12 protein-coding genes are annotated in these 13,753 nt (G+C 44.4%); 11 read left to right on the top strand and 1 reads right to left on the bottom strand.

Annotation, left to right across the window (positions count from 1 at the left end; translation table 11 throughout):
* The first annotated feature begins 48 nt into the window (after positions 1-48).
* The 7 genes from DXB91_RS06300 to DXB91_RS14275 all read left to right on the top strand — a co-directional run bounded on the left by DXB91_RS06300 (position 49) and on the right by DXB91_RS14275 (position 7,073).
* A complete protein-coding gene (locus DXB91_RS06300; RefSeq protein ID WP_199412501.1) occupies positions 49-1,965 on the top strand; it encodes an ABC transporter ATP-binding protein in 1,917 nt (638 codons plus the stop codon).
* 296 nt (positions 1,966-2,261) lie between these two features.
* Positions 2,262-2,765, top strand: a complete 504-nt coding sequence (locus DXB91_RS06305) for a DUF2798 domain-containing protein (RefSeq protein WP_117550981.1) — start codon at positions 2,262-2,264, stop codon at positions 2,763-2,765.
* A gap of 305 nt (positions 2,766-3,070) precedes the next feature.
* Positions 3,071-5,203 (top strand): TaqI-like C-terminal specificity domain-containing protein, encoded by a 2,133-nt coding sequence (locus tag DXB91_RS06310; RefSeq protein ID WP_117550979.1) that lies wholly within the window; start codon positions 3,071-3,073, stop codon positions 5,201-5,203.
* A 39-nt stretch (positions 5,204-5,242) separates the two neighbouring features.
* Positions 5,243-6,061: a pyridoxamine kinase gene (locus tag DXB91_RS06315; RefSeq protein ID WP_117550977.1), complete on the top strand. Its 819-nt coding sequence runs from the start codon at positions 5,243-5,245 to the stop codon at positions 6,059-6,061.
* Complete coding sequence (locus DXB91_RS06320; protein ID WP_117550975.1) at positions 6,058-6,336, top strand: TIGR04076 family protein; 279 nt, start codon at positions 6,058-6,060, stop codon at positions 6,334-6,336. The genes DXB91_RS06315 and DXB91_RS06320 overlap by 4 nt, the downstream gene beginning before the upstream one ends.
* Positions 6,337-6,456: 120 nt before the next feature.
* A complete protein-coding gene (locus DXB91_RS06325; protein ID WP_055147572.1) occupies positions 6,457-6,876 on the top strand; it encodes a hypothetical protein in 420 nt (139 codons plus the stop codon).
* 35 nt (positions 6,877-6,911) lie between these two features.
* On the top strand, positions 6,912-7,073 hold the full coding sequence (locus DXB91_RS14275) for a hypothetical protein (protein WP_015533608.1): 162 nt from the start codon (positions 6,912-6,914) through the stop codon (positions 7,071-7,073).
* 85 nt (positions 7,074-7,158) lie between these two features.
* Here the strand turns inward: DXB91_RS14275 and DXB91_RS06330 are convergent, their stop codons facing one another.
* Positions 7,159-8,520 (bottom strand): MATE family efflux transporter, encoded by a 1,362-nt coding sequence (locus tag DXB91_RS06330; RefSeq protein ID WP_022216274.1) that lies wholly within the window; start codon positions 8,518-8,520, stop codon positions 7,159-7,161.
* Between the two features lie 255 nt (positions 8,521-8,775).
* Here DXB91_RS06330 and DXB91_RS06335 point away from each other — a divergent pair, with 255 nt between their 5' ends.
* From DXB91_RS06335 to DXB91_RS06350, 4 genes are all read left to right on the top strand, one after another.
* The gene (locus DXB91_RS06335) at positions 8,776-9,822 is read left to right on the top strand and encodes a GDSL-type esterase/lipase family protein (RefSeq protein WP_117550973.1); all 1,047 of its coding nucleotides are present in this window, start codon (positions 8,776-8,778) and stop codon (positions 9,820-9,822) included.
* A 68-nt stretch (positions 9,823-9,890) separates the two neighbouring features.
* Positions 9,891-11,045 (top strand): SGNH/GDSL hydrolase family protein, encoded by a 1,155-nt coding sequence (locus DXB91_RS06340; protein WP_117550971.1) that lies wholly within the window; start codon positions 9,891-9,893, stop codon positions 11,043-11,045.
* Between the two features lie 129 nt (positions 11,046-11,174).
* On the top strand, positions 11,175-12,527 hold the full coding sequence (locus tag DXB91_RS06345; RefSeq protein ID WP_117550970.1) for an MATE family efflux transporter: 1,353 nt from the start codon (positions 11,175-11,177) through the stop codon (positions 12,525-12,527).
* 159 nt (positions 12,528-12,686) lie between these two features.
* On the top strand, positions 12,687-13,697 hold the full coding sequence (locus DXB91_RS06350; protein WP_242992711.1) for a KAP family NTPase: 1,011 nt from the start codon (positions 12,687-12,689) through the stop codon (positions 13,695-13,697).
* Positions 13,698-13,753 lie beyond the last annotated feature (56 nt).

Consider the following 13,753-nt stretch of genomic DNA (forward strand, 5'->3'; position numbering starts at 1 on the left):
GGAGGCAGTGTAATGACAGGAAATACAGAGAAATACAGTGAAAATAAGATGGATGATAAAGTGGATGCAGGGCTGAAGAGACCTGGAAAGGATCAGGGCAAAAATCCCATGAAGGCACTTGGAAGGCTGATCAGATATATTCTTAAGGAATACAAGCTGGCATGTATTACGGTTGTGGTCAGCATACTTATATCGGCGCTTGCGATACTGAGTATATCGATGTTCATGCAGAAACTTATCGATGTATATATTGAACCGATGATGAAACAGAGCTCACCTGATTATGGTCCCCTGGCCCACAGGATGCTGGGGCTTGGACTTATACTTGTGCTGGGAATAATCTGCGCATACGCGTACAACAGGATCATGGTAAATGTGACTCAGGGAACCATGAAGAGGCTCAGAGTTCAGCTCTTTGAGCGAATGGAATCTCTTCCGATATCTTTCTTTGACACACATGCACATGGAGATATCATGTCGGTGTACACCAATGATGTTGACACACTCCGTCAGGTCATAAGTCAGAGTATGCCGCAGCTTATCAACTCAAGCATCACATTTATCTCAACACTCATTGCGATGATAGTTCTTGATATACCGCTCACGGTGCTGTCAGTCGTCATGGTGCTTATCATGATAAAGGCGACGTCGAGCTTGGGCGCGAAGTCGGGAAGATACTTCATGAAGCAGCAGCAGGATCTTGGAAAGGTCAACGGCTATATAGAGGAAATGATGAGTGGACAGAAGGTTGTCAAGGTGTTCTGCCACGAGGAAAAGGCATATGATGATTTCTGCAAGTTGAACAGATCTCTTCAGGACAGCGCCTACAAGGCCAATATGATAGCCAACATCACCATGCCGGTGAATGCAAACCTTGGAAATATAAGCTACGTTCTTTGCGCAGTGCTGGGAGGTGTACTTGCAGTAAATGGCTGGTCAGGTCTTACCATAGGAACGCTTGTGGCATTCCTGACGCTTAACAAGAGCTTTACGATGCCGGTGACGCAGATAAGCCAGCAGATCAACGCCATAGTTATGGCGGCTGCCGGAGCTGACAGGGTATTTACCATGACAGACGAGAAGCCTGAGGAGGACGAGGGCTATGTTGAGCTGGTAAATGCAAAGAAGGATGCAGATGGCAATCTCACAGAGACTGAGGAGAGGACCGGACTCTGGGCTTGGAGACATAGGCATGAGACTGGCGAGATCACATACAGGGAGCTCACAGGTGAGGTTGAATTTGAGAATGTTGACTTCGGTTACAATCCGGATAAGATTGTTCTTCACGACATCAATATGTATGCAAAGCCTGGTCAGAAGATAGCATTTGTCGGAAGTACAGGTGCGGGCAAGACGACGATAACCAATCTGATAAACAGGTTCTACGATATACAGGACGGCAAGATAAGGTACGACAATATCAACATAGGCAAGATCAGAAAGCCGGATCTCAGACGAAGCCTTGGAATAGTGCTTCAGGATACACATCTGTTCACAGGAACAGTCATGGACAACATAAGATATGGCAAGCTGGATGCCATGGATGAGGAGTGCATCAAGGCTGCAAAGCTTGCAAATGCTCACGATTTCATAAAGCGACTTCCTGACGGTTATAACACAATCCTTACTGGCGATGGTTCAAACCTCAGTCAAGGACAGAGACAGCTTCTTGCGATTGCAAGGGCAGCGGTTGCGGATCCACCGGCATTGATCCTTGATGAGGCTACATCATCCATCGATACGAGAACTGAGGCCATGGTATCAAGGGGAATGGATGCCCTCATGGAGGGAAGAACGTCATTTGTCATAGCCCACAGACTTTCCACGGTCAAGGATGCGGACTGTATCATGGTCATGGAGCAGGGACGCATCATAGAGAGAGGCACCCACGACCAGCTCATAGATATGAAGGGCAGATATTATCAGCTGTACACTGGCAAGAAGGCCGTAGCTGGGCAGGCGTAAGCCGAATTGTTTATAAAAAACAGAAAATTACTTGCAATTTAAAAATATTTGTGCTACCATAGGGGCAATTAATGGTAGTCGCAGTTAAGCTCAACGAGATGAAAGTTTCGTTGGGCTTTTTATTTTCATAAGGAGGGGCCCGCGTAAGCGGGAGAAATCCTTGCAGAGGAAGCGCACTGATGTGCGCGCAGGTCATCAAGCTACGCTTGACGACATGTTGCGAAGCACGCATGCGCCTGCGCGAAGCGCCTTTGAATGCGCATGCTCAATATTATTTTCGTAAGGAGGAAATTATTATGCCACAAAACAAATTACAGGAATTCGTATTCACAACAATCATGGCCATGTTCATGGTCTATGGAATGATCTGCTACAATGTAGCATTAAGCACAGGAGGTTTCACCAATCAGACATTTGTCATGGCACTTCATGAGATGCCGATCATGTGGCCGATAGCTATTGTGCTTGAGCTTTTCGTGGTTGGAAAGCTTGCACCAATGCTTGCGTTCAAGATCGTGAGACCGACTGACAGACCACAGGTGATAACCTTCATGATATCATTCTACATCTGCATAATGATGTGTCCAATCATGAGCCTTATAGCAACTGTTTTGTTCAAGGATTCACCAAGTGTTGGTACATTTATCCAGACATGGGGAATGAATCTCCCTGTTGCACTGCTCTGGCAGCTCTGCTATTGCGGACCGCTTGTGAGATTGATATTTAGAACTATATTTAAGAGACAGCTTGCGGGTTCTGGCTGTGTAGAGCCATCCAAAGAACCTCAGCCAGAGTCATAATTCTCCGTTTTGGAGAGTTTTGCCTAAAGTATAGACAAAGGCTGGGCGAGGTGTTACAATCCGTTCAAAGCATAGGTTTCAAGTCGAAGGTTTCTATGAGTCCGAACGTAAGAAACGGACCATTCCAACGTATCTATAATTTGCGAATTTCTCATGCTTTTATATCACATTTTTCATAAGAGCAGGAATAATATTCTGGCTGATTTTTTGAAGAAGAATAAGGCGGAGATTTTGCGTATGAATATATTTGAATATGATCAGGAAAAGCATATGAGGCAGACATATGAAGAAACGAGGGGCTGTGTATGAGTGAGGAATACATAACGCTGGATGGATTGTGTCAGCAGCTTTCAATATCGAGGGCAACGGGGCGGAACTGGCTCAGACTTGGGAAAATTGAATCACAGGGCATAGGTCCGGCCGGTCAGATGTATTTCACAGAGGAGTACGTAAGTAATCTGAAACAGTCACTGGAAACTGGCGAACGAAGGTCGCTCAGAAGCCGGCGGAATAAGCGGTATGTGTCCGGCAAAGGATTGTATGACAGATATGTGTCAGACATTTGCGAGAGTACAGACACAGTAAAAAGTCTGGTGGATAAGCTGGAGAGGCAGAATATATGTGTGACTGAGATGGTCATGAGAACTCTGCTGGCGGATTGTGCACTCAAGCTGCTGGTAAGCAGTGGTGAGATTACTGTTGACAGAGAAATATTCCCTGCATATATAGATGGAAGCTTGACAATTGGTGTATGGAGTGCGCTGATCGATGATATAATTCAGGACAAAAAAGCAGCATTATCATGGGCAAATAATAACAAAAATTTTATGGACACCAATTACTATTATCAAAAGGGGGAGGACGTACTTGGACTTCTCTATATGTCTATAAGAGATGCAGGCAGCCGGAAGGCGGCTGGTTCATATTATACGCCGACAAAGGTAGTAAGAACGCTGATAAGTGATGTGACCGGTGATATGGGAAGCAGAATATCTGAGGGTGGTAAGCGATTATTCGATCCATGTTGCGGAACCGGTAATTTCCTTATACAGCTTCCGGATGATATAGAACTAAATAATATATATGCGTGCGATATAGATGAACTCAGTGTACAGCTTGCGAGGTTCAATCTGGCACTTGGGAGATTGTCCGGAAGAGGACATGTCAATGTGGACGAAGCGATCCGGACAATATATGAGCACATAGAGCGCAGAGACTTCATTTCAGAATACAGGAATGATTCAGAATGTGGTGGGGATGATAAGAAGCTCTTGGCTGATCCGGGATATGACATCATCATCGGTAACCCGCCGTGGGGATATACATTTGACAGGGAGACACGGACATTACTCAGGAAAGCATACAGAACTGCAGCCGGAAGGGGCGTGGAGTCGTCTGATGTGTTCGTGGAGTGTGCGCTGAAGCTGTTGACAGATGAAGGAGTTCTTGCATTTGTGCTGCCGGAGGCATTGTTAGATGTACATAATCATAAGACGATCAGGGAGATCATAGCCGAATCGGCAAATGTGAGCCGGGTGAGTTTCCTTGGCGATGCATTCTATGGTGTGCAATGTCCATCGTTGGTGCTGCAGCTTGAAAAGAGTTTTGATCCTGGACATAGCAAAGGTGCGGTGATCGAGAGAGACGGCAGAGAGTTTGTTGTAGGAACGGACAGGCCGCTTGGCAGTGAGAATTTTATGCTTAGGCTCACTGATGATGAGTACAGGCTGCTTTGCAGAATAGAAAATACAGATAACTGTGAATTTCTGCGTGGACAGGCAGATTTTGCACTGGGAATAGTGACCGGGGATAATGCGAAATATGTGTCTACAGAATGCGGAGAGGGAATGGAGGCAGTGATAACCGGAGCAGATGTATACAGATACAGATGCGGAAAAACGGAAAAATATATGTATCCGGAACTTACCCTGTATCAGCAGGCGGCGCCGCTGGAGCTTTACCGGGCTCCGGAGAAACTGATCTACAGGTTTATCAACAGACAGCTTGTATTTGCATATGACGACAGGCAGAGGCTTACGTTGAACAGTTGCAATGTGGTCATTCCACATATACCGGGACTTGATATGAGATATATCATGGCGATACTCAATTCAAGGGTGGCGCAGTACATATATGAGAAGCGGTACAACGCAGTGAAGGTTCTGAGATCCCATATAGAGAATATTCCTGTTCCAGTCGCAGACGAGGAGACACAGAGACGCATAATCTCAAAGGCAGAAGAGCTTATGGCAGAAGAACTTATCACAGAAAGTTCTGTGAATTCAGAAATGCAGACGTACAAGACAGGTAAAGACCATTTGCAGCGATACAGATTGTATGAAGAGATAGATGACATTGTTAGGAAGCTGTACTCAGTTACCGATGAAGAGTACGAGTTCATAAAGCAGTCTTTATCCGGTGACAAATATATGTTATAAAAATAATATACTTTAATTGATCAGGAAGAGGAAGAGACTATGAATAATATACTGCTTATAAACGATATGGCTGGTTATGGCAAGGTTGCACTGTCAGCCATGATACCGATCATGTCCAACATGAAATTTCAGGTGTACAACCTGCCGACAGCCCTTGTGTCAAACACACTGGACTACGGTAAATTCGATATTCTTGAGACCACCGGCTATATGAAGAACAGCATGGGAGTGTGGGATGAACTTGGATTTGCATTTGACACTATAGCAACAGGTTTTCTTGTATCCGAAGAGCAGACGAAGCTGGTGGCTGAGTACTGTGAGAAGAAGAAATCTCAAGGGACGTTTATATTTGTCGATCCGATCATGGGTGACGATGGCGTACTGTACAATGGTGTCACAGAAAATACTGTGGGATATATGAGGCAGATGTGTAAGGTTGCGGATCTGATAGTTCCAAACTGTACTGAGGCGGCATTTCTTGCGGGCAAATACACGGACAAGAAAATCCTGACTATGGCAGAGGCAGAGGAGCTTGCGCACACACTTCACGGATATGGGGCAAGGACAGTGGTTATAACCAGTGTAAATATAGATGGACAGACAAGCACTCTCCTGTTGGATGGCGAGACAGACAAAATGAACGTGTTCCCATATACAGAGATTCCTGTGAGATTTCCGGGAACCGGTGATATATTCTCTGCTGTGCTTATCGGAAAGTACAGAGGCGGACACAGCATAGAAGACAGTGTGCAGTCAGCCATGAAAGTGGTGGAGAAGCTTATAGCCTTGAACAAGGACAATGTTGACAAGTACAAGGGAATCCCTCTTGAACAGTACATAGAGGTGATAACGGAATGAGCAGACCGCAGATCAAGATAACACTCATAGACCGCAAAGGCCCTCACGGCTGCCACAGGGGGCATAAGATAGGTGACAGCTACGATTTTGATACTGAGCGAGGGCAGCTCTGTCCCATGGCCATGCATGTGGCATTTCCATATGTGGATATTCTTAGATATGGTGGAACCATCCCGGGAAATGAGCCGGGAACTGCAGTGTTCTGTTGTCCTGATGTGGACACGATCAATGTGTTCAGGATAGAGGTTGTCCAGTCTGAGCAGGATAAGAATTGACAAATAAACGGCAAAGAGACAGCTAAAGAAGCGGTGTATCGGAAGAAAAAAACTCCCTTATATAATATAATACATGGTAAGTAAGACAGATGTATTTATCAAGTATGGGAGGTGGCACATATGGCAGGATGCAGAGCGCATTACAATATATATGCATGGATAATTGCTGTGGTTATGTGCGTCTCATATCTTGGAGTTTGTGGGCTTTACAACCCGAATGTCAGGAATTATTCTGCGCATTCGGTATCATTGCTTGGTGAGAGTCGGGGAATAGACGCCGGGAACAACGATGTGCTCATGGTTGACAGTTCTGCGGGGCTTGTGATCCAGACAAGAAACATACGGACTGGAAATTCAGAAGAATCCATAGACGATACATGGATGCTGTCGGCGGTTCTTGCGGCATTGCTGTTGAGTCTGATATTCTGTGTATGTGCATCTGCAGGCAGATATCCCGAGATGACAAACAGCCGCAGATGGATACTCCTGGAATATATACACAGGTCAGACGGGAAGAAACGCACCTTCATTGGGAATTAAATGTAATAGAGATTACCAGTGAAGGAGAGATAATTATGGCAATGGATATATTGGCTTATACATTTGGGGTTATAGCACTTGCAGCAGCAATCAAATGCTTTGTGGACGAAAACTGGGGTGAGAAGATGCACCGTGAATCAGAGGATATCACGGCTCCAGATGCAAAAGACATGACTCAGGATAAGAAGGCAGCTTAGATGATAAGCAGTTTAACCAGACAATAAAATAGAGAGAGAATTATTGATCCCACAGATATTATTATGGATATCTGTGGGATCATTTTTATTTTTTCATCCGGTTAAGCTCCGGTATTACGGTTAACAGCATTGTGAAAAAGCATGCGCTTCCTCCGAGTATATTTGATATAGGTTCAGCCATGAATACGCCATTTGTTCCGAGATGGAAAGCATACGGCAGCAGGTATGTAAGAGGGACTACGATGATCGCCTTTCTGAGCAGAGAGAAGAAAATCGCCTGCTTTTTCTTGTTCAGCGATTTGAAAGTAGTCTGGCCGATATACTGAAGCAGCATAAATGCAAATGCAGCGAAATATATTTTGAGAGCCGGGATGGAGTCACTTATAAGTGAACTGTCTGAGCTGAATACAGATATAAGTGCTCCCGGAGCAATCAGGATGATTCCCCATGCTATGACCATATATATCACTGCAAGCAGAGACATGATGGCTATGGATTTTTTGACATGATCGGGCTTTCTGGCTCCATAATTGTAGCTGATGACTGGGGAAGCACCTTCGGCTATTGACCAGATAGGAGTTTCGACGATCTGTCTGACGCTTGACACGATGGTCATGACTGACACATAGACATCGCCTCCGGTACGTGACAGGACACTGTTACAGCATATTGATACAAGGCTGTTTGTGAGCTGCATCACAAATCCAGCGGTTCCCAGACTGACAATATCCTTTGCATATGTCACACACTCCCTGAATTGTCCCAATGAAAGCAGCTTTACCTGCAATTCGGCTTTGTTCTTCAGAAAGTAGAGGACAAAAGCGGCAGACATGATCTGCGATATCACGGTGGCTATGGCCGCACCTCTGACGCCGAGATGTAGGACAAATATAAATACGGGATCGAGAATACAGTTGGCGGCAGCACCGACGGCCACTGTCAGCATACCTGTTACAGAATATCCCTGTGCATTGATGAATGGGTTCATGCCTGTTGATACCATGGATGGCAGAGTGCCAAGCAGATATATCATCATATATGGGTACGCATATGTGAGTGCGCTTTCCGATGCTCCGAACAGGACCAACAGCGGTCTTGCAAATATCATACCGACAGCCATGAGAATAATGGCAGCACCACATAACATAGTGAAGGCTGTATTCATTATGGTATCTGCGGTTTTATCATCCCCCATCCCTCTTCTGATTGAGAACAGAGGGGAACCGCCACTGCCAAACAGATTGCTGAAGGCAGTGATTATGATGGTGATCGGGAAACAGAGACCGACTCCGCCGAGAGCAGCGGTGCCCACATCAGGTATTCTTGCTATGTAGATCCGGTCGATCACGTTGTACAGCAGACTTATGAGCTGAGCCACTAGCATAGGCATGGCCACACCGAGTATATTTTGAGTTATCTTTCCATTTTCAAAGTTTACTCTTTTCATAGATTTCATTCCTTACAAAATGTATTGAATAGTTTACTTTCATATAATAGAACTGCAGTTAAAAATAATCAATAGACGTATATGGGGGTGTGTTATAGATATGAAACTACCTTCTCAATCATATTTTGTTTAAAATGATTAAAAAATAATTAATATTTAACTAAATTAAGTTTGACTATTAGGTAGAGCTTAACTAATATGAAAACAGAAATGTATAATGTATATAGAACAAATGGAATGACAGGAGACAATATTATGAAGATCAAGCCAAATGATGTTATGATCAGGTATACAGGACGTATTGACTGGACAGATGCGGAGAAGCCGGTGTGGGTATATCCTTGTACATCTGCGGAGATGAAATTTACGGGTAATACTCTTAAGATAAAGGTGTCCAACAGGAATAACTATTGGGACAATTATCTTGGATGTATAATCGATCAGTCGCAGAGAAGTTATCTTTTAAATAAAGAGGGAATTACGGAACTTGATATAGTTGTTCCGGATAACGATACAAATGAACATTGTGTGCTGTTCTTCAAGAGACAGGATGCATGTCATGAGGTAACAATACTTGAGTATGAGATCGGAGATGGGGAGAGACTTCTTCCTTTGAAACCGCTGTCAGGCAGACGAATAGAGGTGTATGGAGATTCGGTGTCAGCGGGTGAAGTATCTGAGGCTGTCGACTTTGTTGGAAAGGAAGATCCGGTACACAATGGCGGTTATTCTAATAGCTGGTATTCGTATGCGTGGATTACTGCAAGAAAGCTGAAAGCACAGATTCATGACATAGCCCAGGGAGGGATAGCTCTCATGGACAGGATAGGATGGTTCCAAGAGCCGAATCAGATTGGCATGGAAAGTGTGTGGGATAAGGTTCACTACAACCCTACATTTGGTCCGGTGACACAGTGGGATTTCTCCCAGTACACACCTCAGGTTGTTATAGTTGCTATAGGACAGAATGACAACCATCCGTATGATTTTATGAAAAATGACTATAACGGCAGGCAGGCGGAAACGTGGCGTGACCATTACATGAAATTTCTGGGAAAACTCAGGAAGACATATCCGGATGCACACATAATCTGCTGTACCACACTTCTTTGTCACGACTGTTCATGGGACAAGGCTATAGATGAAGTGGTTGACACTATGAATGATAAAATGATAACTCATTATGTATATGGAAGAAACGGATGCGGCACGCCAGGACATTTGAGGATACCGGAGGCGTGTGAGATGGCAACGGAGCTGGCCGAATATATAGAAGGTCTCGAAATTGAAGGGTGGAATTAAATTATATCCTAACTTAGAGGTAATATAGGATTATTAATGAGCTGATGTTCAAATATGGAGGATAAACCATGGAAAATTATGATCTTGAAAGAATAAAATCAGTTATACAGCGCGCCCAGAGTGGACAGGAACTTACAATAGGGTTCCTTGGCGGTTCGATAACGCAGGGAAGTTTGGCGACGGAGCATGAAAATACTTATGCATACAGGGTATACAAGTGGTGGTGTGATACATTTCCACAGGCAAAGTTCAATTATGTGAATGGCGGAATCGGCGGCACAGACTCATACTATGGTGTGTCCAGGGCTGTGACTGATGTGCTCATGTACCAGCCGGACTTTGTGGTTGTGGATTTCAGTGTAAATGATGTGGATAACATATACTGTGAAGAGACCTTTGAAGGTGTGCTGAGAACACTGCTTTGCTGGTCATCAAGACCGGCGGTGGTGGTGCTCAATAACGTTTTCTACGACACGGGTGTAAGCACCCAGGATATTCACAACAGACTTGCAGATCACTATGGAGTGCCACATGTGAGCGTGCACGACACCATATACAGGCGGATGAAGGCGGGAGAATATAACAGGATCGACATAACCCCGGATGGACTTCATCCAAATGACAAGGGACATGGCCTGGTAGCCGGTGAGATAACAAAGTTTCTTGAGAGAATTATGGATGATCTCATACAAGATGAGAATTTGGCTAATGACTCAAATACGGATACCGCAGATGCTGGCGCGGACACAGAGAATGATATCCAGGACGAATCAGCCTGCTCATGTGTACTTCCTACCCCTGTTACCGCAAATGCTTATGAGTATGCAAAGAGGCTTACCATACGCGAGATATGTCCTAAGCTTTCAGGGTTCAGGGCTGATACTCATGAGAAGATGGGACACCTTGATCATTTCAAGAATGGATGGACAGGTGTACATGCCGGTGATAGCATAACATTTGAACTTGAGGGAAGCTGCATAGGAATTCAGTACAGAAAGACAATATCAAGACCTGCTGTCAGGGCTCAGGCTGTGCTTGATGGGGACGTCGAGCACCCGGTTTTATTGGATGGCAATTTTGATGAGGACTGGGGTGACTGTCTGTATATAGAGCCTGTGCTTCATCATGGTGAGAAGAAGAAACACACACTTGAGATAACGGTTCTTGATGATGAGTGTGCCGGCACTACACCATTCTACCTTATGGCGGTAATAGCTGTCTGATAGGACAGTATCCTTGGTAGAGTTGATGTGTTGACATTACAACTGTTGTAAGGTTTAATATCATGTGGGGACGGAGGTAACGGACGCCCTCCGTCCACATCAACATGAAAGACGAGGCCATACAAATCAATGGAAAAGAACCTTACGACCGGCAGTGTGCCAAAGACGATGGCGTATTTTGCACTGCCTTATCTATTATCTTATTTTCTACAGACTCTATACGGGATGGCGGATCTGTTCATCATAGGGCAGTTCTGTGGCAATGATGCCGGGGCCACCACAGCGGTGGCAAATGGCTCCCAGGTCATGCACATGCTCACAGTTATTCTGGTGGGACTTGCCATGGGAACCACAGTTGTCATAGGAAAAGCAGTGGGGGCGAAGAAGCTTCGGGATGCACAGGCGGCCATCGGAAATACAGTCACCATCTTCATGATAATATCAGTATTGCTTACAGTAATGCTGCTCATTTTTATAAATCCAATAGTTGCAGTTATGGATACCCCGGAGGAGGCTGTCAAAGGAATCACGGATTATCTGATAGTCTGCTTTATAGGAATTCCATTTATAACAGCATACAACGTGATAAGTTCCATATTCAGGGGACTCGGCGATTCCAAAAGTCCAATGTACTTCATCGCGGTTGCATGCGGCCTTAATATTGCACTTGATTATATATTTATAGGCGTCTGCGGCATGGGCCCTCTTGGCGCAGCACTTGGAACAACGCTGGCACAGACCTTCAGCGTTATAATATCATTTGTGGCGATAAAGAGAATGAACACAGGGCTGAGACTTACGAAAAATGATTTTGTTCCGAGAAGATCTGTGCTCGGAGAGATCGTAAAGATAGGTCTTCCGGTGGCTGTTCAGGACGGCTGTATACAGATAGCATTCATCATCATAACCGTCATTGCGAATAAACGTGGTGTAAATGACGCGGCGGCAGTGGGCGTTGTGGAGAAGATGATAAGCTTTATCTTCATAGTTCCATCGTCAATGCTCGCCACAGTATCGGCACTTGCCGCACAGAATATTGGCGCAGGAAAGCATGACCGGGCGGAGCAGATACTAAGGTATGCACTGGGGATCATAGTGGTATACGGAGCCATAGCTATTGCGGTAGTTGAAATATTTGCACCGGAACTTGTGGGACTCTTTAGTAAGAACAAAGTAGTTGTAGCGATGGGAGTTCAGTATATCAGCAGTTATATAGTGGACTGCGTATTTGCGGGAATACATTTCAGTTTCACCGGATATTTCTGTGCCTATGGCAAATCCTATATAGGGTTTATTCACAATATGATAGCCATAGTATGTGCAAGAATTCCGGGATCATATCTGGCATCTGTCATGTATCCAGACACCCTGTTCCCGATGGGATTTGCGGCACCGGCTGGATCATTTATATCCATAGTGATATGCGTGGGAGCATTTGTGTGGATGAAGAGGCGCGGTACGCTGTATAAGGCCAACTTATAAGAGATATGTATTGGGTGATAGGAATGTTTATTGTGCGTTCATTTCGTAAAGCTGCGACTTGTAAAAAGTTATATAAACTTATATAAAGTTATAAAAATTTATATAACTTTACATAAGAGCAATAGAAGGATAGTAATTATATCTATACAAGGAGGAGCTATGGGGAATCCATTTACATTGTCATTTGGAAAGAAACCGGTGCAATATATTTCGAGAATAGCGCAGACAGACAGGATAATAGATGATTTCAAGGCTGATATCTCGTCAAATCAGATATTTATGATAACCGGAGTTCGAGGCTCGGGTAAGACAGTCATGATGACGAATATATCTTCGGAGATTGGAAAAGATGAGAACTGGATAACGGTGGAACTCAATCCCAAGAGAGATCTGCTGCAGAGCCTTGCCTCCAAAATATACAGTATACCGGAGATGCACGCCAGGTTCATAAGTGCAAAACTGGACTTCTCTGCATTTGGACTCGGTGTGTCCATAGAGAATTCGGACCCGGTCACAGACATTGAAAATGTTCTTGAATGCATGCTGGATCATATAAAAAAGGCTGGCAAAAGGCTGCTCATAACAATAGATGAGGTCATAAATTCTGAATATATGAGGATATTTGCAAGTTCATTTCAGATATTTGTAAAGCACGATTACCCGATATATCTGCTGATGACAGGATTATATGACAATATATACGAGCTTCAGAATGACAAATCTCTCACGTTTCTGTACAGAGCACCAAAGATAATGCTTGAGCCGCTTAATTATGTTGCGGTGCGGAGACACTACATGGATATATTTGGCATAGATGCGCAGTATGCAGAAAGGATGACGGCGCTTACCAAGGGGTATCCATTTGCGTTTCAGGTACTGGGTTATCTGTATTGGGAAGAGCGCGATACGAAAACTATTGATCAGATATTGCCTGAATATGACCAATATCTGGAGGAGTATGTATATAGCAAGATATGGTTAGAACTGTCAGAGCTTGATAAAAAGATACTTCTGGAAATCTCTGTAAGTAAAGAGAGCCGTGTCAAGAATCTGCGGGAGAAGCTGGAAATGAAATCAGAGTTATTCTCAGTATATAGAGCGGTTGAAGAGAAAAGGGGTTGTCGATACCAGAGAGTATGGCAAGATAACCCTAGCACTTCCAAGATTTGATGAATTCGTGAAATTACAGATGATATAATGAGCGCAAGTGAGCCAACATGCTTGCA

This window comes from Coprococcus sp. OM06-34AC (assembly GCF_003462545.1).
In the GTDB taxonomy this organism is placed as follows: Bacteria; Bacillota; Clostridia; order Lachnospirales; family Lachnospiraceae; genus Coprococcus; species Coprococcus aceti.

Excerpts from the sequence above, each read along its gene's own strand:
- DXB91_RS06305 (WP_117550981.1), top strand. The coding sequence starts at position 2,262 with ATGCCACAAAACAAATTACAGGAATTCGTATTCACAACAATCATGGCC.
- DXB91_RS06330 (WP_022216274.1), bottom strand. The coding sequence starts at position 8,520 with ATGAAAAGAGTAAACTTTGAAAATGGAAAGATAACTCAAAATATACTC.
- DXB91_RS06315 (WP_117550977.1), top strand. The coding sequence starts at position 5,243 with ATGAATAATATACTGCTTATAAACGATATGGCTGGTTATGGCAAGGTT.
- DXB91_RS06350 (WP_242992711.1), top strand. The coding sequence starts at position 12,687 with ATGGGGAATCCATTTACATTGTCATTTGGAAAGAAACCGGTGCAATAT.
- DXB91_RS14275 (WP_015533608.1), top strand. The coding sequence starts at position 6,912 with ATGGCAATGGATATATTGGCTTATACATTTGGGGTTATAGCACTTGCA.
- DXB91_RS06325 (WP_055147572.1), top strand. The coding sequence starts at position 6,457 with ATGGCAGGATGCAGAGCGCATTACAATATATATGCATGGATAATTGCT.
- DXB91_RS06300 (WP_199412501.1), top strand. The coding sequence starts at position 49 with ATGGATGATAAAGTGGATGCAGGGCTGAAGAGACCTGGAAAGGATCAG.
- DXB91_RS06310 (WP_117550979.1), top strand. The coding sequence starts at position 3,071 with ATGAGTGAGGAATACATAACGCTGGATGGATTGTGTCAGCAGCTTTCA.
- DXB91_RS06340 (WP_117550971.1), top strand. The coding sequence starts at position 9,891 with ATGGAAAATTATGATCTTGAAAGAATAAAATCAGTTATACAGCGCGCC.
- DXB91_RS06345 (WP_117550970.1), top strand. The coding sequence starts at position 11,175 with ATGGAAAAGAACCTTACGACCGGCAGTGTGCCAAAGACGATGGCGTAT.
- DXB91_RS06335 (WP_117550973.1), top strand. The coding sequence starts at position 8,776 with ATGAAGATCAAGCCAAATGATGTTATGATCAGGTATACAGGACGTATT.
- DXB91_RS06320 (WP_117550975.1), top strand. The coding sequence starts at position 6,058 with ATGAGCAGACCGCAGATCAAGATAACACTCATAGACCGCAAAGGCCCT.